Source organism: Leucobacter chinensis (assembly GCF_019049105.1).
GTDB classification, from domain to species: domain Bacteria; phylum Actinomycetota; class Actinomycetes; order Actinomycetales; family Microbacteriaceae; genus Leucobacter_A; species Leucobacter_A chinensis.
The window spans coordinates 336,474-357,251 of the sequence record NZ_JAHQZR010000002.1; the positions used below are offsets into that span (position 1 = coordinate 336,474).

Below are 20,778 nucleotides of genomic sequence, written 5' to 3' on the forward strand. Positions count from 1 at the left end.
GGCTGGGCTCCTAAGCTCTTCGATGTCGAGGGTAGCGCGTTACGGCTGTAGTCGGGCTGAGCCGCGCGGCTCTGGGGTGTTAGCGTGCTCGTAGCACGTCGAGCACGACGTCATAGAGCTGCTCCGTGCCCGTCAGCGTGCCGACCTGTTTGGCGAGGGCGCCCATGCGTTCAAGTTGTTCTTCGTCTGTCGCAAGCGGAATAAGTTCGCGCAGCACCCACTCCGGCGTCAGCACCTCGTCGGCGACGAGAATCGCGCCGCCCGCTTCAACAACCGAACTCGCGTTGAACGCTTGCTCACCATTGCCGAAGCCGTAGGGAACGAGAATCGACGGAATGCCGAGACCCGAAATCTCGCTCACCGCGGTTGAGCCCGCGCGCGAAACCACGAGGTCGCAGGCCGCAAACGCGAGGTCCATGCGATCGCAGTACTCGATGACGTGGTAGCCCTCGACGCCGGGGTCGACGATCTCGGTGAGCCCGCCCCACACGTGCAGCACCTGGATGCCCTCGGCAACGAGCGCACGCGCGTTTGCCGAGATGCCCTCGTTGATGGCCTTTGCGCCGAGCGAGCCGCCCGTCACGAGCAGCGTGGTGCGTTCGGGGTCAAGCCCGAAGTGCTCGCGCGCGGCAGGCCTCGCAGCCTTAACGTCGAGCGAGGTGATCTCAGGGCGAAGCGGCATGCCCGTGACAATCGCGCCCTGAATCGGGGTGCCGGGAAAGGTCACGGCGACGGCGGCCGCTCGTTTCGCGCCCTGACGGTTCGCGAGCCCAGGCTTCGCGTTCGCCTCGTGAATGACCGTCGGCACGTTCTCGAGCTTTGCGGCGCGGTAGGCGGGAGCAGAAGCGTACCCGCCGAAACCGACAACAACATCAACGGCTTCATCGCGGATCATCTCGCGCACGACCGAGACCGCCCGCAAGTACTTCGCTGGAAACTTGAGTGCGTACCCACTCGGCTTTCGAGGGAACGGGAGCCGGTCGATGGTGCGCAGCTCGTAACCGCGCTGGGGTACGAGGCGCGCCTCGAGCCCCTCCTTGGTTCCGAGAACGAGAATCTTACTCTCGGGCTCCCGCTCACGAATGAGATCGGCGAGGGCGAGCAGCGGGTTCACGTGCCCCGCGGTGCCACCCCCCGCGAGAAGATACGTCGTCATGCACCCGTTCCTTTCGTTGGCACGGCTCCCGTGCGCAATTCCTCTTGATATTGTGCGCCGTCACGCGCAATCGATAAGACAACGCCCATCGCAATGAGCGTCGCGACGAGGGCTGTTCCTCCAGAACTAATGAGCGGCAGGGGAACGCCGATGACGGGAAGCAGCCGAACGACGACACCAATGTTGAGCAGTGCCTGCCCCACGATCCACACGAGTACCCCACCGACGACGCCCTTACCGAAGCGGTCGCGTGACATCGCGATGACTTTAAAAAGCAGGTAGGCGAGGCCGACGTACAGCAGCATCGTGGCAACAGCGCCGACGAAGCCGAACTCTTCTCCAATGATCGCGAAGATGTAGTCGTTGTCGGCGGCAGGAAGCCAGGACCACTTGGCCTTCGAGCTCCCGAGGCCCGAGCCAAACATCTCTCCCCCAGCGAGCGCCCAGATGCCGTGCAATGGCTGCCAGTCGTGACCGCTGTAGTCTTCTTCATTACTCACGAGGCCCATGAGCCTACGCATACGGTTCTCGCTCGTCACAAGGAAAAGGAGAGCCGCGGCAATAGCCGCCGCGATCACGAGACCGAGTGTTTTCCAGTCGATCTCGGCAAAAATGAGCACGCCAATAACGATCGCAAACATGACCATTGCGGTACCGAGGTCACCGCCGAAGAGCACGGTTGCGACAGCGAGCACCGCGCCAGGAATGACCGCTGGAATGAGCGCGTGAATCGGCTTCGCGATGAGCTTCTCTTTAAACTGCAGAACCGCTGACATCCACACGATCATCGCGAGTTTCAAGAACTCCGAGGGCTGCAGGCCGATCGTCTCGGTAATGCGCACCCAGTTGCGGTTACCGCCAACCTCGAAGCCGAGTGGCGTAAACACGAGCATTTGCAGCACCAGACCGAGGCCGAAAAACCCCCAGGCCCACTTCTTCCAAAACCACAGCGGAATACGAGAAGCAATGACCATCAAGATGAGACCGAAGAGCGCATACATCGCCTGGCGCTGAAAGCCACCGAGAAAACCAGCACCGTTCAGGTACGAGGTAATTGACGATGCCGAGAGAACCATGATGAGCCCGAAAGCCACAAAGAGCAGGGTGATGCCCCACAGCATGAGCACGGTGACGTTCGACTCGGCAACACGACCCTTCGTGAGCCGAATGCGAACGACCCTAGCGGTCAGCGGCGTCGTCTGTGGCTCCTGGGGATTCTGCTCGGTGTTCGGCATTATCGTCCCCCTCCATCATGTCTCGAAGCGCTGCCTGAAAGCGTTCACCGCGGTCACTGTATCCGGCGAATTGGTCAAGCGAGGCGGCGGCCGGTGAGAGCAGAACCGTATCACCCGAGGTCGCGAGCTTACTGGCAGCCTTGACAACCAGCGGCATGATCGCCTCGGTCTGGGTCTCTGACACTTCCACGACCGTGAGCTCGGGGGCATGCGCGCCGAGTGACGCGAGAACCTCCCCCCGATCTTCACCAATCACGACTGCCGCGCGCAGCCGCGCAAGATTCTGGACCACGAGTTCATCGATCGATGCACCTTTCAGCTGCCCACCGACGATCCACACCACCCTGCTAAACGCCCGAAGCGAGGCCGCAGCCGCGTGTGGGTTCGTCGCCTTCGAATCATCGATCCAAGCGACTCCGTCATGCGTTCCAAGACGCTGTACACGGTGTGCGTCAGGCACGAAGGTGAGTACCGCGGCCGCAATCGCTTCAGGGGTCACCCCGAGCGACCTCGCGAGCGCTGCCGCTGCGAGGACGTCTTCGACGAGGTGGGGCGCAGCCATGCCACGCTCCTCGAGCTCTTCGACGCTGAGCAGTTCGAGGGCCGTCGAGCGGCGCTCCTCGTGGAATCCACGATCGATAAGCAAGCCCTCAACGACGCCAAGGCCACTCGGTGGCGGGGTGTCAAGCCCAAAGCTCACGGCCCGTGCTCCCTCGACCACGTCGGCATCGCCCACGAGTCGCTCAGTCACGGCATCGGCCCGGTTGTACACGCAGGCAAAGCGCACGTTCTCGTACACGCGGCCCTTTGCGAGCTCGTAGGCCTCGCGTGAACCGTGCCAGTCGAGGTGATCGTCGGCGATGTTGAGCACGACGCTCGAGTGCGGCGAGATTTCACCGAGGCGGTGCAACTGAAAGCTTGAGAGTTCAACCACGAGCGCATCGAAGCCCTCGGGGTCGCGGATCGCGTCGAGGATGGGCACGCCGATATTGCCAACGGGCGCGGTTTTGAGCCCACCTGATTGAAGCATGTGCGCGGTGAGCTGCGAGGTCGTCGTTTTGCCGTTGGTCCCGGTCACGCATACCCACTCGGCGATGCGGCTGGTTTTGTCGCGCAGCCGCCAGGCGAGCTGAATATCGCCCCACACGGGAACGCCCTCTTGCTCTGCCCACACGGTGAGCGGGTGATCGGGGCGATAGCCGGGTGAAACGACCACGAGGTCGGCTGCAAAAGCCTTGAGGTCGGCAAGCTGCCCCTCGGTATCGGCGATTGCCGTGTGCGAGACGCCGAGCACGTCGAGAATGCGTTCGTTGTCGGGGTCAGGCGTGGCGTAAATAACCCGCACCGTTGCCCCGAGCTCAGCGAGGGTGTCTGCAACCGAGAAACCGGTCACCCCGAGGCCGAGCACCGCGACACGCAGGCCCTTCCAATCGTCGTGCCAGCTGTTCAGCGCGAGAACACGCTCTGCATTCCACTCGCTCACTGCTGCAGCACCCATTCACCGTAGAAGAGCGCGATGCCCGCGAGCACGAGCACACCGGCGATGATCCAGAACCGCACAACGACTGTGACTTCAGCCCAGCCTTTGAGCTCGAAGTGGTGGTGAATCGGGCTCATCAGGAAGATGCGTTGCCCCTTCGTGACTTTGAAGTAAAGCCTCTGCACGATGACCGAACCGGTCTCGATGATGAAGAGGCCACCGATAAGCAGGAGCAGGAGCTCGGTCTGCGTAAGAATAGCGAGTGCCGCGATCGCGCCGCCGAGGCCGAGTGACCCGGTATCGCCCATGTAAATGTGTGCGGGGCTCGTGTTCCACCAGAGAAAGCCGATGAGGCCGCCGATGAGTGCTGCGGCAATGACGGCGAGATCGAGCGGATCGCGTACGTCATAGCAGCCGGGCTCAATGCGAATGGCGCAGGCCTCATTATGCTGCCAGAAGCCGATCATGACGTATGCCGAGAGCGCGAGAATCGAGGCTCCCGTTGCGAGACCGTCGAGGCCATCGGTCACGTTGACCGCGTTCGAGGTCGACGTGACGATCACGATGATCCAGATCACGAAGAGAATCGTGCCTGCGATGAGGCCAAACTGCATGAATTCGAAGGGCAGGTCTCGAAAGAGCGAGATGCTCGTCGAAGCAGGCGTGAGACCGCGAGCGTTCGCGAAGCGGATCGCGAGCAGCGCGAAGAGCACCGCGACAACGACCTGGCCAAAAATCTTTGCCCAGCCGCCGAGCCCGAGTGACTGCTGCTTATGGGTTTTGAGGAAGTCGTCGATGAAGCCGACGATGCCGAGGCCGACCGTCATGAGAATGACGAGCAGGCCCGAGGCGGTTGGGGGCGAACCCGCAACAAGGTGACCGACGAAGTAGGCGATCACCGAGCCAGAGATGAAGATGAGGCCACCCATCGTTGGGGTGCCCCGCTTCGAGTAGTGCGACTTTGGCCCGTCTTCACGAATGAACTGGCCCCACTGCAGTCGCTTGAAACCCCGAATAAAGGCCGGGGTGAGAGTAAGTGAGAAAAGCAGCGAGAAGGCTGCGGCAACGATGATAGCAATCATGAGAATTCCTTCCCAAGTCTATCCCCGAGATGGCGCAGACCAGCGGCATTTGACGACTTTACCAATACGGTGTCGCCGGGTTGCAGGAGCCCCTGGACGTATTCAAAGGCTTCGTCCTGGGTTTCAAAGAACACGCTCTCGCCGTCCCATGCTCCCTCGTTGATCGCGCTGATGTGCATGCGGCGAGCCTCGGCACCGACGATCACGAGCTGGCTGATACGCAGGCGCACGGCGAGCAGACCGATCCGGTCATGCTCAGCACCCGAATACTCACCGAGCTCGCTCATCGCGCCGAGTACGGCCACGGTGCGCGCTTCTGGCGGCGTAATTTGTGCAAGCGTTTTGAGTCCAGCCGCCATGCTGTCAGGGCTCGCGTTGTAAGCGTCATTGATGATCGTGATGTTATCGCGGCCACCGAGCACCTCCATGCGCCACTTCGCTGGCCGAGTGGTCTTTTCGAGCACTGCGACGATCGTGTCGAGCGTCACGCCGAGCTCGAGCGCCGCGGTCGCAGCCGCGAGGGCATTCATGACGTGGTGTTCACCGAGTACCGGGAACGTGACGGGTGCTTGCTGCCCGTCGGCGTGCAGCGTGAAGCGGGTGCCTTTAGCACTCGTCGTCACGTCGTCGGCCCAGACATCAGCACGGTCTGACATGCCGAACCAGCGCACCCTTGCCTGCGTGAGCGCCGCCATTTTGGCAACGCGGGGGTCGTCAATGTTGAGCACTGCAACCGAAGTCGGCGCAAGATCACGAACCATCTCGCTCTTTGCTCGGAACGTTGCTTCGATATCGCCGAACTCGCCCGCGTGAGCGAGACCGACCGTGAGCACAATACCGATGCTCGGGGGCGCCATGCGCACGAGACGAGCAATATCACCCTCGACGCTCGCCCCCATCTCGGCGACAAGCACCCGAGTATCTTCTTCGACACGAAGTGCCGTGAGCGGCCCTCCGACCTCGTTATTGAACGACTTCTCTGACGCCACGGTCGCTCCGACCGTTTCGGCCATGCGCTGCAGGAGGTTCTTGGTGGTGGTTTTACCGTTCGAGCCGGTCACACCTACGGTGAGGAGCTGGCCTCCCGCGTTCACGCGAGCGAGCACCTCGGTCGCGAGCATCGCAAGCGCGTCAGTCGCGTCGCTCACCACGATCTGCGGCACCGTGTCGAGCACATCGCGCTCAACGACGAGCAGCGCTGCGCCTCGTTCGACCGCAGACTCCACGAAGCGGTGGCCGTCGGTCTCTTCACCACGGCGGGCGAAGAAGATCTGGCCAGGCCCCACCTCTCGTGAGTCGGTCTGTGAGATACCGTCAATCGTGGCATCGGCCGTGAGCCCGCTTGAGCCCAAAAGCAACGTACCGTTGACCGCGGTTGCGATCTCGGCGAGTGTGAGTGTAATCACGCCATCAGTCCTGCCTCGCGGAGTGCCCCGCGTACTTCATCCCTTGCTGAATACGGGAGCATCTGCCCCGCCACTTCCTGGTAGGTCTCATGCCCCGGCCCCGCATAGACGATGATGTCGTCGGGTCCTGCCTCGCTGATCGCGAAGCGGATCGCCTCGCGGGGGTCAGCGATCTCGTGAATGCTCGTTCGTCCACCGGCTTGCCGTGCTCCCTCGAGCAGTTGCGCCCGAATTGACGCCGGGTCTTCGAAGCGCGGGTGGTAGTCGCAGATGATGAGGGTGTTCGAGCCAGCAGCGGCGATGCGTCCCATCTCGGCTCGCTTCGTCGTGTCGCGGTCGCCATCGGCACCGAACATGAAGATGATGTTGCCGGTCGCGACATCGCCGAGACCGTCAAGCATCGATTCAAAGCTGCCGGGGGTGTGACCGTAGTCAACGAAGAACTTCGGGCCGGTTGCACCGGGGTTCATGAGTTCAAGCCGGCCAGGAATCGAGACGGGAATCGGCTCTGTGGCGAGCAACGCTTCAAGGTTCGAGAGGTCGATTCCTGCCTCGTGCATCATGATGATCGCGAGCGCTGCGTTCTCTGCCATGAAGGTGCCGAAGAGAGGAACCCGCCCGCGGAAATACGCGTTGTCGGGGCCCTGCAACACAAACGAGACCCCATCGACCGTGTGGTTCGTGATCGCGAGGTGCCAGTCAGCCGACTGACCGTAGGCGGTCGAGAGCGTCGTCACCGGAATCTCGCTCTCTTTCGCGATGCGTTTCCCGTGCGGTGAGTCAACGACCACGACGCCGCGTGCCGCGTGCTCCTTCGTGAAGAGCGCTTGCTTCGCAGCAAAGTAGGTTTGCATGTCACCGAACTCGTCGAGGTGATCCTGCGAGAAGTTATTAAAGGCAACGACGTCGAACATAATGCCGTCGATGCGGTGCCTCACGACCGCCTGAGCCGAGATCTCAAGTGCCACGGCGGTGACGTCATCTTCGATCATGCGAGCGAGCAGTCCATGCATTTCTGAGGCCTCAGGAGAGGTGAGGTTGCTCTCGATCGCGACGTCGCCAATGCGACGCTCGGCGGTCGTCGAAATACCGGTCGTGTGGCCGACCAGCCGCAGAAGCGCATCGAGCATGTAGACCACACTCGTCTTGCCGTTCGTGCCCGTAATACCGAAGACCTTGGCGTCGAGCTCGCTGGTGCGGTAAATGTCGGCCGCGAGAGCGCCGAGCAGCGTTCGCGGGTGAACCTCGGTCACGAGCACCGGAACGCTCACACCGACGAGCTTCTCAGCCCCAGCAGCATCGGTCACAATCGCGACAGCACCGTTGTCGATCGCCTGCGCGCCAAACGATGCACCGTGCTGCTTGGCACCGGGCATGCCGACGTAGAGATCGCCGGGCCTCACATCTCGCGAATCGAGCGTGATTCCCGAGATCGTAGCCTCGTTCGCCTGAGGCGCAGCTGCCTCGATGATACGTAGACCGTGCGCTGCAGCAAGTGCCCTGGTCTCGGCCGGTTCCCCCCGTTTTGGCCTGATCGTCATTCCCTCGCTCATGCGGTGAGCCCTGATCGCTGAAAGTGTCGTTTCACGTAATGCACCCACCTACTCTATTCGGAATATATGGGAAGGGGTTCAAACGTGCCCGTTGAAGGTGCTACTTGGAGGGTTCGAATGGCCGCTTCTTCGATCTCACGAACGAGACTCACCGATGAGGTCGTGCCGCTCGTGTACGAATCGGGAAAGCCGAGCGACGCAACAACGACATATTGCGGATCGTCGATGGGAAAGATCGAGGCGAAGGAGTGCACGTAGTCGGTACGGTAGTGCCCCTGCCCGTCGCTCTGCTCACCGGTTCCCGTTTTACCGCCGATGCGATAGCCGGGAATCGTCAAAAAGTCTTTCCAGGTGTCGTCAACGAGGGTCTCCATCATCTGCAAGATTGAGCTCGCGGTTTCTTGAGACACAACGTTCACGGGGTCACCAGACTCATGCGGAGTAAAGCTGCCGTCTTGCGCGCGGCACCCCTTCACGAGCTTTGGCGGTATGCGCACTCCCCCGTTCGCAATGGTCTGGTAGACCCCTGCGGTTTGAATGATCGTTGACGAGAAGCCCTGCCCAAAGGTGACGTTGTAGCTTGTCTGCGCGTCCCATTTCTCTGGCTTGTAGAGCAGGCCCGAGTCTTCGAGCGGGAGTCCCGTGTCGGTTGATTCGCCGAGCCCAAACTTGCGCATGTACTCGTACCGGGTTTTGGCCGGCACCTGCGTGCCGAGCATCGCGGTGCCAACGTTCGATGACTTCACGTAAATGCCCGTCAGGGTCCACGGTTCAACCGCGTGCTCGAACCAGTCTGAGAAGCGAACACCGGCCTCTGGCTGCATCGTCCACGGGGTGTCATATGGCGTGAGTGGCGTCGCAACGCCCTCTTCGAGCAACGTCGCGACGGTCACGGTCTTGTGCGTCGAGCCAGGCTCGTAGGGACGCACGAACGACCTGGCCTCGCGCTTCTCGGGGTCGCCCGCGTTCAAGTCGCCGGGGTCAACCGAGCCGTCTTCGGCTACCGCAAGGAGTTCTCCCGTTTTCGCGTCCATGAGCACCGCGTACACCCACTCGGTACCGAGCCGAGCGTTGTATTCGTCGACCAGTTGCTGAGCCTGCCACTGCAGGTCGCGATCGATCGTAAGCTCGACGGTTCCGCCGTTCTCCGCTTTCTCACGCACGACGTGACTTCCAGGCAGCGCGACACCGTCGGCGCCCTTCTCATACGTCTCAACACCATCGGTGCCGGCAAGGCACGCATCTTGTGAGCGTTCGACGCCGGCCTGCGGTATCTGATCGCTGCTCGAGAACCCGATGAGGTTACCGGCAACCCCGCCGTTTGGATAAAACCGCTGGTAGTTGGGCGCAAAAGTCAACCAGGGCACCTTGAGGGCTTTGAGGGCGTTCAACTGATCAAGGGTGACCTCGCGCTGCACGTAGGCGAAGTCAGACTTCTTATTCTTTGCGAGCGCCGAATCAACAATGTCACGCAGCTCATCTGCGGTCTGCCCCGTGATCTCGGCGATCTCGGCGTAGGCTTCCTCGGTGGTCACCGCGACGGTGCCCGACTGCCCCTCGGGAGCCTGCCGGTAGAAGACTCCGTCACGCACGAGCGTGTTCTTCGGGGAAAGCTGCACGTCGTAGCGTTCGTCGGTGCTTGCGAGCACGACGCCATTACGGTCGGCGATGTCACCTCGCAAGCCCGGGATCGAAACCGGAACGGCCCGCTTGTCCTTCGAGACCTCATTGTAAGCCGAGGCCTGAACCACCTGAATTTGAAACAGCCGTGCCGAAAAAATCACCGTCACGAGAATGACGAGAACCATCGCGGCAACGCTCCTGGCGTTGCGTTTCACGCGTTTCGTCATGCTGCTCCTCGTGCCCTCTTAGTGAGTGGCGGGTGCCGGGAGGGATCCGCTCCAGGCTACCGGCTCAGCAGGCTTCGAAGGCTTAGCAGAAGCTGTTTCTGCAGCGGCTGCCTCGGCCGCAGCTTTCTCAGCCTCGGCCTTCTTCTCGGCCGCAGCGGCGCGCTCGGCCTTTCGCTTGTCGGCCTCAGGAGAGGTGAACTCTGCGAGGGCCGCGTTGGCGATCGTATTGGCACGAGCTTCTGAGCTTCGCTGCGTGAGCTCACCCTCGATTGCCGCACCAGCGAGCGCGAGGAAGGCGGGCTGCGCATTTTGCACCATGCCCTGCCCAACGGCCTGCTGCGACAGGTTTTGGGGCGAGCTGTAGAGCTCGACCTCCTGCTGCATGACGCGTTCGGCGCGCACGAGCTCGCGTTCCTCAAGAATAAGGTCGTTTGCTTGGTATGCACCGGCCGAGGTTGCAACGCTCAGCCACAGCTGAGTCGCGAAGATGCCGAGCACAGCGATGATCGCGACGATCACAAGCATGAGCGTCGCCGGCTTTGCCTGGTTTGCCGGGGCGTTCTGAACGGGCCCAAGATGCCTGCGCGGCTCGGGCGTGCTCGGTGCCTGCTGCGGTACCGCGGTGAATTTCAACGCATTAGCCATCTTCTCTCACCCTTTCAATGGCGCGAAGTCGTACGGGAATGGAACGTGGGTTACGTTCTTGCTCTGTCTGCGGGGCGGTCTCGGCCCCCTTGGTCACGAGAGAGAACTTGGCGATGTGTTCTGGAAGCTCAACCGGTAGCCCGGCGGGAGCGGTCGACTGTGTCGCCTTCTGAAAAGCTCGCTTAACCATGCGGTCTTCGAGCGACTGGTACGACATGACAACGGCCCTGCCACCAACCGCGAGAGCCTTGAGCGTCTGCGGAATAACCCTTTGCAACGCGCCAAGCTCGTTATTCACCTCGATGCGCAGCGCCTGAAACACGCGCTTTGCGGGGTGCCGCTGCCGCTTCACCGCGGCGGGCGTCGCCTCCTGAAGCACGTCGACGAGTTGTCCAGAGCGGCGGATCGGCTCAGCCTCGCGTGCCCGCACGATCGCCCGTGCGTAGCGGCCCGCGAGTGGCTCGTCGCCGTACACCTCGAACAGCTCTCTGAGGCGCCCCTCGGGCTCTTGCGCGATGATCTCGGCGGCGGTGAGGCCCGAGGTTTGGTCCATGCGCATGTCGAGCGGTGCATCTTGCGCGTAGGCAAAGCCCCGATCTGCCTGGTCGAGCTGCAGCGATGAGACGCCAAGATCGAGCAGTACGCCGTTCACCCGTTCAAAGCCCTGCTGTTCGACCGCATCGAGCAGCCCGTCGTACACCGTGTGCACGGGGCGAAAACGATCGCCGAAACGAGCGAGGCGTTGCGAGGCGAGCCCGAGTGCTTCAGTGTCGCGGTCGAGCCCGATGAGGGTGAGCGTCGGGAACCGGTCGAGCAGTGCTTCGCTGTGACCGCCCATGCCGAGCGTCCCGTCGACGACAACCGGGTTGTCGCCCTCGATTGCGGGCTGCAACAGCTCGATGCAGCGGTCAAGCATGACAGGGTCATGAAGCCCGGCGATCTCGTCTGGCGAACCAATGTCGCGCACGTCGCCCTGAGGTGTCTGAGTGTTTTCGTTCATCATCACGGGCTAGAACATGCCCGGAATCACCTCTTCTTCTATCTCGGCAAACACGGTCTCTTGCTCATCGAGGTACTGCTGCCACGCCTCAGCGTTCCAAATCTCGGCACGTGAACCGGCGCCAATGACCACGAGCTCACGGTCAAGCCCCGCATAGGTCCTGAGTGCCTGCGGAATCGTCACTCGGTGCTGTTTGTCAGGCACCTCTGCGTGAGCACCCGACAGGAACACGCGCATAAAATCACGCGACTGCTTCGAGGTGATCGGGGCCTGGCGCACGCGCTCGTGCAGTTCACCGAACTCACGCTCGCTGAACACGTACAAGCAGCGCTCCTGCCCCCGGGTGATGACGAGCCCGTTGCCGAGCTCATCACGAAACTTCGCGGGAAGAATGACGCGGCCCTTTTCATCAAGCTTGGGAGAGAACGTGCCAAGAAACACCGGGCGCCTCCTCTCCCTTTCGGCTCGTGATTCACATTGGGCCCCACTTTACTCCACTTCAAACCACAAATCACTCTTTTTCATATAGATTTCGGAGCTTTGGCAAATATTGCCCTTTATTTGAGCTATTTTGAGCGGTGGAGGGAAATGGAGCACTTTTGCCCATTTTTGAGCGCGCGAAGCCGTCCCGCAGCCAACTCGGGCATGATCAAGCGGATCGCGGCGCTCCACTGCCCCGCGCTCCGCTGCCCCACGATCCACTGCCCCGCGATCCAACGCCCGCGATCGAGATGCGATACCCGCGGTCGAAGCCCGCGATCCGCACATGCACCTTGCTCTGCGCAAGCTTCGGTCAAGCTCCGCGATCCGCAACGCTTGTGCACAAGCGCTCAGGAGCTCGTGGGCATAAAAAAAATACCGCCGATTTCTCGACGGTATTGTGAGCTACTGCTCGGAGTTCAGATGAAGGGGCTGAGGCGGTATGGTTTAGCGCTCGCCATCCATACGTTCTTCCCAACGCTGCTGTGCACGATCGGCATACGAATCTCTAGGTTTGGCCTTCGGTGATGAGCCGTTCTTCGCCGTTTGCACCCTGTTCTTCGGGTCAAACATAAAGAGTGCCCCACCGAGCATCGCGACGAAGCCGATAAGGCCAAGCCAAATCAACCCACCGGCAACGCCACCGATCAGAACTCCTACTCCGGCAAGAATAATGAGAGAGCCGATGACTATGGCTCGATACGAGGGGCCACCACCCGAGGCACGACTGGTAACGACGCTGTCTGCTTCACTCGCATACAGCCCCCGCTCCATCTCCTCGAGCAACCGCTGCTCGTGTTCTGAAAGGGCCACGATTTCCTCCGTAGAAACTGGACTTGCTTACTATGCATTCTACCCTGCCCGCCCCACAGTAGGCTATGAATGTGCACCATACTCAAACCCTCGCAGAAATGACCCAGCAGCGCCTTGACGAAATCATCGCCCAACAGCGAGAGGGCCTCAAAGAGATAGGCCCTGATTTTGCCCCGCTCCTTGACGAGGCCCACCTGTTCTTACAGGGCGGCAAGCGTCTCAGGGCTCAGTTTCTCGTGCTCGGTTACGAAGCGGTAGCCGGCAGCCACGACCGCAACGCCTCGACCCAAGGGGCATTCTCTGCCGTGCTCGACGCAGCATGCGCCCTCGAACTCTTTCACGCGGCCGCCCTCGTGCACGATGACATCATCGACCGTTCAGACTCACGCCGAGGCAGAGCCGCCTCGCACCGTTTCTTCGCGGGTGTGCATCGTGAGCGCGGTTACCGGGGCGACGCCGACCACTTTGGCGAGGCCGCCGCAATTCTGCTCGGCGATCTCCTGCAGTCGTGGGCCGACGAGACCCTCCAGCGCGCGCTCGACGCACTACCGAACCGTGACGCGGCCCTCGGTGCGAGGCAGCACTTCAACCGCATGCGCAGCGAGGTGGCCGTCGGCCAATTTCTCGATGTGCTCGAGGAACAGCACCAGGCATTCGCCGAACACGAGGTACAGCTCGAACGCTCGACGAGGGTGCTCGTCTACAAGTCGGCGAAGTACAGTATCCAGGCTCCCATTCTCATCGGAGCAGCAATGGCCGGCGCATCACCCAAACAGCTCGGAGCACTCGCTGATTTCGGCCTGCCCGTTGGCGTTGCCTTTCAGCTTCGAGACGATCTGCTCGGTGTCTTCGGCAACGAACAGGTTACCGGCAAACCGAGCGGCGATGACCTCACCGAGGGCAAACGCACCGTGCTCGTCACTCTCGCTCGCGAGGGCCTCCCTTCGGGGCCGAAGCGCGTGTTCGACGACCTCCACGGCGACCCAACGCTCAACCGTGAACAAATCAGGGTGCTCCAGGACACCATCAGCCAGACCGGAGCCAAAGCACGAGTCGAGACGATGATCTCTGGCAACGTGGGGCTCGCCCGCGAAGCACTCAGTGAGGCTGCACTCGACGAGAAAGCTGTGGCGGCCCTTATCTCGCTCGCCGAGTTCGCCGCGACCCGCGACGCCTAAGCCACGCCGCGAGTCAAGGCCGCACGGGCGGCGGCGTGAGTGTGTGCGCTCGAGAGTTCGAGCTACTCGTGCTGCTCGCTCAGCAACTATTCGACTAAGCAAGCATCTGAATCGCGCGGCGCACGGGAGCCTTGTGCCCCTTGCGCAACTCATCAATGGGGGTACCGCCAAGTTCTTCGCTCTCTGAGAGCACCCAGTCGATCGCTTCGTCGTTCGAAAAGCCAGAGTCTTCGAGCAGAATGAGCGTGCCGCGCAGACCCGAGACTGTCTCCGAATTCATTAGGAACAACGCGGGTATTTGCAGGACATTGTCGATGCGTTTTGCCGAGAGGTGGCGTTCCTCGATGAGTCGCCGTACCTGGCTCGGGGTAATCTCGAGCATCTCGGCAACATCAGGAATCGAAAGGTATTCTGGCTTTGTTTCATTCACAGGTAACACTTTGCCACGGTTCAGCTGAATGTTTCAAAGTCTGTATGCTCACTGGAACGCGGCGCGTGTACCCCCAGAAGCCTCTTGGGTTCCGTAGACTTCTCGTGTGACTTCTGTTTCCTCCGACCCGCTGATTGGGCACACCCTTGAGGGGCGCTATGTGATCCATTCGCGGATCGCGCGAGGAGGCATGGCAACCGTCTACATGGCGACTGACAATCGTCTACACCGCACGGTCGCCATTAAGGCGATGCACCCCCACCTCGCTGAAGATCCAGATTTTCGCAACCGCTTCGAGCAAGAGGCTCGCAATGCCGCGAAGCTCACTCACCCAAACCTCGTCAGTGTGCTCGATCAGGGCGAAGAAGGCGAGACCGTCTACCTCGTCATGGAGTACTTGCCCGGCATCACGCTGCGTGAGCTGCTCAAACAGCAGCGTTTTCTCACGACCGAGCAAACCATCGAGGTGAGCGAGTCCATTCTTTCCGGGCTCAGCGCGGCCCACGCCGCTGGCATCATCCACCGTGATCTCAAACCAGAAAACGTACTGCTCGCCGATGACGGCCGCATCAAACTTGCCGACTTCGGTCTCGCGCGCCCTGCGAGCGCAAACACGGGCACCGGTCAGGCGCTGCTCGGCACAATCGCCTACCTCTCACCCGAACTCGTGACCCGTGGCGTCGCTGACAAGCAGAGCGACGTGTATGCCTTTGGCATCATGATGTTTGAGATGCTGACAGGCGAGCAGCCTTTCACGGGCGATCAGCCGATGCAAATCGCCTATCAACACGCCCACGACGTAGTCCCTGCCCCTTCGACGCTCAGCAGCCAGTCAACTCCAGAGCTCGACGCGATCGTGCTCTGGGCAACCGACAAAGAGCCTGAAAAACGCCCAGCCGACGCCGCCGAGATGCTACAGGCCGTCGAGGCTTCGCATGACGGCCCCGCCCCCGACTTCGCGACCAAGGTACTCGGAACGCAAGTGCTCACGACGCAGCTGCCATGCACGACTGTCGTCGATCCGCTGCCAGAGGAACAGCCGACCCCTGACGCGCCGGCGCCCGCGCAAGAGGCGATCGAGCCACGTTCGGCGACTGCTCTCGCCTACGCAAGAGGCCGCAAGCAGCGACGCAAGGGAGCCATCATGCTCGGCATCGTCGCTGGCCTCGCGGCTATCGCAGCCGGCGTGGGCTGGTATTTCGGCTCTGGCCCGGGATCGCTCGTGACCGTGCCCGAGCTCGAGGGACTCACCGCCGAAGAAGCAACGCAAGCCCTCGAAGGAATGAACCTCATCGCCACCACGAGCGAGTGCTACGCACTCACGACCGATGTGGGTGGCGTGGTCGACCTCGATCCAGCGCCAGGCACGCGGGTTGAGCGGGAATCATCGGTGAACCTCTGCATCTCGATCGGCCCCGAATCGCTCGAGACTCCCGATCTCACCGGGCTCGACCTCGAAGAGGCCCAGAAGAAGATCAACGAGGCACGCTTCATCTCCGGCAAGGTTCGCGCCGAGCAGTTCAGCGACCAGCCAGAGGGAACCGTGCTCTGGACGAGCACTGAAGACGGCGACGAGTTGCCCCAGATGATGCCCGAGCAGAGCGTCATCGATGTGGTCGTCTCTGCCGGTCAACTTCCCGAGATTAGCGACCTGAGCGACGCCGAGGCCCGCGAAAAACTGGCAGAGGCCGGCCTTGAGATCGATGACGAGCTCGGCTGGCTCGAGTACAGCGATTCGGTCAAGGCTGACCGCGTGATCTCGGCCCACTACCCCGCCGACACCATGTACCGCGGCGACAGCGTCGGTCTCGTTGTTTCGCGCGGCCCCGAGCTCTTCGAGATTCCCGATGTTTCAGGCATGAAGCTGCAGGAAGCGATAGACCTCCTCTCAGAGGCTGGCTTCGAGCCGAGCACGCTCGTGCCAGAGATCTTGCGGGGCATGGCAGAGGTCAAAGAAAGCGTTCCAGGTGCTGGCGAAATGGCCCCGAAGGGCTCCGAGGTGCAGGTCAAGAGCGTTATCTCGCTGTAGCCACGAGCCTCGGGCTGTGTGGCCGTGGCGGTCACGGTCACGGTCACGGTCACGAGGGTCGCGCACCGGGCTGCGAGACCGCAAACCGAATCCATATGACGAAAAGCAGGGTGTTTCTCTACGAACACCCTGCTTTTCGTCAAGTAAACCGCAAAAGCTCAGGCAACGTGCCACAGCGGAGCGCCGCTTCAGCGCCACAGCGGAGCGGCGTTGCAGCAAAACTCAGCGACGCGGCACTTCAGACCCTCAGTGGCGGCGCTTCAGCTCTTCGGCAACCTGGAACGCCAGCTCGAGCGACTGGCGGTGGTTGAGCCGCGGATCGCAGACCGACTCGTAGCGTGCTTCAAGCGCAAGCTCGTCGATGTTCTCTGCACCGCCCAAGCACTCGGTCACGTCGTCGCCCGTGAGCTCAACGTGCATGCCGCCCGGGTAGGTGCCGACCTCGCGGTGGGCCTCGAAGAAGCCCTTGAGCTCGTCCATGATCTCGTCGAAGCGACGCGTCTTGAAGCCGTTGGGTGTCGTAATGCCGTTGCCGTGCATTGGGTCGGTGACCCACAGCGGCAGGGCACCGGCATCGCGCACGCCCTCGAGCAGGCCCGGCAGCACGTCGCGAATCTTGCCCGCGCCCATGCGCGTAATGAAGGTGAGGCGGCCCGGCTCGCGCTCTGGGTCGAGCTTGTCGATGAGCCGTAGGGCATCATCGAGCTTCGTCGTCGGCCCGAGCTTGACGCCGATGGGGTTCTTGACTTTCGAGAGAAACTCGACGTGCGCGCCGTTGATGTCGCGTGTGCGCTCGCCGATCCACAGCATGTGTGCCGAGGTGTCGTAGATGTCGCCGGTGCGCGAGTCGGTGCGAGTGAGCTGGCGCTCGTACTCGAGCAGCAGCGCTTCATGGCTCACGAAGAACTCGGTGCGTTCGAGCGCGCCGAAGTCTACCCCGCAGGCCATCATGAAGCGCACGGCCCGGTCTATCTCGGCGGCGAGAGCCTCGTAGCGCTGGTTCACGGGATTCGAGATGAATCCCTTGTTCCAGTCGTGCACGAGCCTCAGATCAGCGAAGCCGCCCTGCGTGAACGCGCGAATGAGGTTCAGCGTCGAAGCCGACACGTGGTAGCCCTGTAGTAGGCGCTCGGGGTTTGGCGTGCGCGACTCCTCGGTGAAGTCGTAGCCGTTCACAAGATCGCCGCGGTACGCGGGAAGCGTCACTCCGTCGCGAGTCTCGGTGTCGCTCGAGCGGGGCTTCGCGAACTGGCCGGCCATGCGGCCGACCTTAATCACGGGCATCGAGGCACCGTACGTGAGCACGACGGCCATCTGCAGCAGCGTTTTTACACGATCGCGGATCTTATCAGCGGTCGCCGCCTCGAACGTCTCAGCGCAATCGCCGCCCTGCAGCAAGAACGCTTCTCCGCGGGCAGCGGCAGCAAGCCTCGACTTCAGAACGTCTGCTTCACCGGCAAAAACGAGCGGAGGTTGCGTGCTGAGCTGCGAGAGCACGCCGTTGAGCGTCTTCTCGTCGTTCCAGACGGGCTGCTGTTTCGCCTCGAGATCGCGATAGGTATCAAAGCCTTGCATCCCGACTGACTGCAGATTCGTCTGAATATCCTGGTGATCCACGCACTTATCCTTAAGTTTCGAGAGTACGCCGAGCTGACGTAACCCCATTGTAAACGGGGTGTCAAATCGTTGTCGCGGTCTTTACGCCTTCGCGCGGTTTCGTACGCTTGAGGCGTAAATATCGACGTATTCTTGCTGGCTGAGCTTCTGAATTTCGTACATGATTTCGTCGGTGACGCTTCGCAGCACGAAACGATCGGCGGCCATGCCCTGAAAGCGGGTGAAGTCGAGCGGTTCGCCGATGATCGAGCCGATGCGGCGCACCCGCGGAATCTTCTTGCCGATCGGAAGCGCCTTTTCGGTATCGACCATAATGGCGGGCACGACGACGGCACCTGATTCAACGACGAGTCGGGCGACACCCGTGCGGCCGCGATACAGGCGCGCGTCTGGGCTCCTCGTACCCTCGGGGTACATCGCGAGCATGTTGCCTTTATCAAGCACCCCAAGTCCGGTGTTGAGCGCCGCCTCAGAGGCTTTGCCGCCCGAACGGTCAATGGGAATCTGGCCGGTTGCGAGCATGAAGTGTTTCACAAACCAACCGCTGAGCCCCTTGCCGGTGAAGTAATCACTCTTGGCGAGAAAGTGCACACGGCGATCGATCATGAGCGGAAGGAAGAACGAGTCGATGACCGAGAGGTGGTTGCCGACGATGATGACCGGCCCTGTCGGCGGGATGTTTTCAGCCCCTTCGATCCAGGGGCGATAGATAAGTTTGACGAGTGGCCCAACGATCAGGTGTTTGAGGATCCAATAAATCATCGAGTTTCTCTCCAAAGGAATGACGGTTGAGGCTCTCAAAGAATATACCCCAGCGCCAATGCGATAAGGGTATTGAGGCTGTCGGGGCTAAGGTGGTTATGACAAGATGCCCGTAACGGGTCGGCAAACCTACCGTCCTAGAATAGGTATCAAAGGAGCTACCGTGAATCAAACTGAAACCCCCCTGCTCGTTCCACTCACACCAGAGAGCAATATCACTTCACTTCTTGAAGAACGAGTTCAGGCCACGCCTCACCAAGCACTTTTTGCCGTTCCGCAGGGCGACGGGTGGCGTGACATTACCGCGACCGAGTTTCGCAACCAGGTCGTCAGCCTCGCAAAGGGCCTCATCGCCCAGGGCATCAAGCCCGGCGACAAGATCGCTTTCATGTGCAAGACGAGCTACGAGTGGTCGCTCATCGACTTCGCCATCTTCTACGCGGGCGCCGTCATGGTGCCAATCTACGAGACCTCGTCACCGCTGCAGATCCACTGGGTTCTCGAAGACTCGGGCGCACGTGCGATCATTCTGCAGGCCGAGGAATACCACGAGCGCTTCTCAGAGATTCGCGGTAACACCCCAAACATCGACCTTGTCTGGCGCATGGACGAGGGTGACCTTGATACCCTCGCGGCTGCTGGCGCTGAGGTCAGCGACGAGACTCTCGAAGAGCGCCGCAGCGCGGCCAAGGGCGAAGACATCGCGACCCTCATCTACACCTCGGGTTCGACCGGCCGCCCCAAGGGCTGCGTGCTCACCCACTCAAACTTTGTCGATCTGTCGCGCAACGCGGCCGCGGGCCTCAACGAGGTTGTTCGCGAGCCGGGCGCATCGACCCTCCTCTTCGTCACCCTCGCCCACGTCTTCGCCCGCTTCATCTCGGTGCTCTGCGTGTACTCGGGTGTGCGCGTCGGCCACCAGCCCGACACCTCACAGCTCGTGCCCTCGCTCGGCTCGTTCCGCCCCTCGTTCATTCTCGCGGTGCCCCGCGTGTTCGAGAAGGTGTACAACTCGGCAGAGCAGAAGGCAGAGGCCGGCCGCAAGGGCAAGATCTTCCGTGCCGCTGCAGCCTGCGCCGTTGAGTACTCAGAGGCGCTCGAAAAAGGCAAGGTCGGCTTTGGTCTGAAGCTCAAGTACGCGCTCTACGACAAGCTCGTCTTCGCGAAGCTGCGCGAGACCCTTGGCGGCCGCGTGAAGTACGCGATCTCGGGCTCGGCGCCGCTGTCGCGCTACCTCGGCCACTTCTACCACTCACTCACCATCAAGGTGCTCGAGGGCTACGGCCTCACCGAGACGACCGCACCGGTCACCGTGAACCTGCCCGATAAGTTCAAGATCGGCACCGTTGGCCCCGCACTGCCAGGCCACACCGTGCGCATCGCTGACGACGGCGAAATTCAGGTGAAGGGCATCGACGTATTCAAGGAGTACTGGAACAACCCCGAAGAGACCAAGAAGGTCTTCACCGAAGACGGGTTCTTCAAGACGGGCGACCTTGGCACGCTCGACGCCGACGGCTACCTCAGCATTACCGGCCGTAAGAAAGAGATCATCGTCACCGCCGGCGGCAAAAACGTTGCCCCGGCCGTCCTCGAAGACGCGATTCGCGCGAACCCGATCGTCGGCCAGATCGTCGTCGTCGGCGACCAGAAGCCGTTCATCGCGGCCCTCGTCACCCTCGACACCGAAATGCTGCCGACCTGGCTTACGAACAACGGCGAAGACCCGAACATGTCGCTCAACGAGGCAGCGGCCCACCCCAAGGTTCTCGCCGAGATTCAGCGCGCGGTCGACGAGGGCAACGCGTACATGTCGCGTGCCGAGTCGATCCGCAAATTCGTGGTGCTGCCCACCGACTTCACTGAAGATTCGGGCCACCTCACGCCCAAGATGAGCATCAAGCGCGACAATATCTTGCGTGATTTCCAGGCCGACATCGACAAGATCTACGGTGATAACCCGCAGACCGAGGCGTTGCACACGCACGGCAAGTAGGCATTCGCCGCTCACGAGAGAGGGCCCCACGCAGAACATGCGTGGGGCCCTCTCTCGGTTTCGATG

At 61.6% G+C, this 20,778-nt stretch carries 17 protein-coding genes; 3 read left to right on the forward strand and 14 right to left on the reverse strand.

All coding sequences use genetic code 11. The features are described 5' to 3' along the window. Positions 1-79: 79 nt before the first annotated feature. The 11 genes from KTJ78_RS03565 to KTJ78_RS03615 form a co-directional block, all read right to left on the reverse strand. A complete protein-coding gene (locus tag KTJ78_RS03565; protein WP_217132631.1) occupies positions 80-1,156 on the reverse strand; it encodes a UDP-N-acetylglucosamine--N-acetylmuramyl-(pentapeptide) pyrophosphoryl-undecaprenol N-acetylglucosamine transferase in 1,077 nt (358 codons plus the stop codon). Then, a complete protein-coding gene (locus tag KTJ78_RS03570) occupies positions 1,153-2,391 on the reverse strand; it encodes an FtsW/RodA/SpoVE family cell cycle protein (RefSeq protein WP_217132633.1) in 1,239 nt (412 codons plus the stop codon). The genes KTJ78_RS03565 and KTJ78_RS03570 overlap by 4 nt, the downstream gene beginning before the upstream one ends. Continuing rightward, the gene (gene murD, locus KTJ78_RS03575; protein ID WP_217132635.1) at positions 2,336-3,889 is read right to left on the reverse strand and encodes a UDP-N-acetylmuramoyl-L-alanine--D-glutamate ligase; all 1,554 of its coding nucleotides are present in this window, start codon (positions 3,887-3,889) and stop codon (positions 2,336-2,338) included. The genes KTJ78_RS03570 and murD overlap by 56 nt, the downstream gene beginning before the upstream one ends. Next, the gene (gene mraY, locus KTJ78_RS03580) at positions 3,871-4,953 is read right to left on the reverse strand and encodes a phospho-N-acetylmuramoyl-pentapeptide-transferase (RefSeq protein ID WP_217132637.1); all 1,083 of its coding nucleotides are present in this window, start codon (positions 4,951-4,953) and stop codon (positions 3,871-3,873) included. The genes murD and mraY overlap by 19 nt, the downstream gene beginning before the upstream one ends. Further along, on the reverse strand, positions 4,950-6,359 hold the full coding sequence (locus KTJ78_RS03585; protein WP_217132638.1) for a UDP-N-acetylmuramoyl-tripeptide--D-alanyl-D-alanine ligase: 1,410 nt from the start codon (positions 6,357-6,359) through the stop codon (positions 4,950-4,952). Before KTJ78_RS03585 ends, mraY begins: the two co-directional genes overlap by 4 nt. Beyond that, entirely contained in the window at positions 6,356-7,912 is a 1,557-nt protein-coding gene (locus tag KTJ78_RS03590) for a Mur ligase family protein (protein WP_217132639.1), read from the reverse strand. Before KTJ78_RS03590 ends, KTJ78_RS03585 begins: the two co-directional genes overlap by 4 nt. A gap of 53 nt (positions 7,913-7,965) precedes the next feature. Further along, complete coding sequence (locus KTJ78_RS03595; RefSeq protein ID WP_217132640.1) at positions 7,966-9,762, reverse strand: peptidoglycan D,D-transpeptidase FtsI family protein; 1,797 nt, start codon at positions 9,760-9,762, stop codon at positions 7,966-7,968. An 18-nt stretch (positions 9,763-9,780) separates the two neighbouring features. Beyond that, positions 9,781-10,407 (reverse strand): cell division protein FtsL, encoded by a 627-nt coding sequence (gene ftsL, locus KTJ78_RS03600; RefSeq protein ID WP_217132641.1) that lies wholly within the window; start codon positions 10,405-10,407, stop codon positions 9,781-9,783. Continuing rightward, positions 10,400-11,410: a 16S rRNA (cytosine(1402)-N(4))-methyltransferase RsmH gene (gene rsmH, locus KTJ78_RS03605; RefSeq protein WP_369807962.1), complete on the reverse strand. Its 1,011-nt coding sequence runs from the start codon at positions 11,408-11,410 to the stop codon at positions 10,400-10,402. The genes ftsL and rsmH overlap by 8 nt, the downstream gene beginning before the upstream one ends. Before the next feature lie 6 nt (positions 11,411-11,416). Further along, complete coding sequence (mraZ, locus tag KTJ78_RS03610; protein ID WP_217132645.1) at positions 11,417-11,848, reverse strand: division/cell wall cluster transcriptional repressor MraZ; 432 nt, start codon at positions 11,846-11,848, stop codon at positions 11,417-11,419. A gap of 486 nt (positions 11,849-12,334) precedes the next feature. Further along, positions 12,335-12,700, reverse strand: coding sequence for a DUF3040 domain-containing protein (locus KTJ78_RS03615; protein ID WP_217132646.1), 366 nt, complete (start codon positions 12,698-12,700; stop codon positions 12,335-12,337). A 98-nt stretch (positions 12,701-12,798) separates the two neighbouring features. Between KTJ78_RS03615 and KTJ78_RS03620 the strand changes: the two genes are divergently transcribed. Next, positions 12,799-13,878 (forward strand): polyprenyl synthetase family protein, encoded by a 1,080-nt coding sequence (locus tag KTJ78_RS03620; protein WP_254259314.1) that lies wholly within the window; start codon positions 12,799-12,801, stop codon positions 13,876-13,878. 94 nt (positions 13,879-13,972) lie between these two features. On the opposite strand, the gene KTJ78_RS03625 is transcribed toward KTJ78_RS03620, so the two are convergent. Further along, positions 13,973-14,308 (reverse strand): Rv2175c family DNA-binding protein, encoded by a 336-nt coding sequence (locus tag KTJ78_RS03625; protein WP_369807958.1) that lies wholly within the window; start codon positions 14,306-14,308, stop codon positions 13,973-13,975. 106 nt (positions 14,309-14,414) lie between these two features. On the opposite strand from KTJ78_RS03625, the gene pknB reads away from it, so the two are divergent. Then, the gene (gene pknB, locus KTJ78_RS03630; RefSeq protein WP_369807959.1) at positions 14,415-16,337 is read left to right on the forward strand and encodes a Stk1 family PASTA domain-containing Ser/Thr kinase; all 1,923 of its coding nucleotides are present in this window, start codon (positions 14,415-14,417) and stop codon (positions 16,335-16,337) included. Between the two features lie 246 nt (positions 16,338-16,583). Here pknB and KTJ78_RS03635 read toward each other — a convergent pair whose 3' ends face one another. Next, the gene (locus tag KTJ78_RS03635; protein WP_217132745.1) at positions 16,584-17,912 is read right to left on the reverse strand and encodes a class II 3-deoxy-7-phosphoheptulonate synthase; all 1,329 of its coding nucleotides are present in this window, start codon (positions 17,910-17,912) and stop codon (positions 16,584-16,586) included. 123 nt (positions 17,913-18,035) lie between these two features. After that, on the reverse strand, positions 18,036-18,716 hold the full coding sequence (locus tag KTJ78_RS03640) for a lysophospholipid acyltransferase family protein (RefSeq protein ID WP_217132649.1): 681 nt from the start codon (positions 18,714-18,716) through the stop codon (positions 18,036-18,038). A 163-nt stretch (positions 18,717-18,879) separates the two neighbouring features. On the opposite strand from KTJ78_RS03640, the gene KTJ78_RS03645 reads away from it, so the two are divergent. Further along, complete coding sequence (locus KTJ78_RS03645; RefSeq protein ID WP_217132651.1) at positions 18,880-20,712, forward strand: AMP-dependent synthetase/ligase; 1,833 nt, start codon at positions 18,880-18,882, stop codon at positions 20,710-20,712. Positions 20,713-20,778 lie beyond the last annotated feature (66 nt).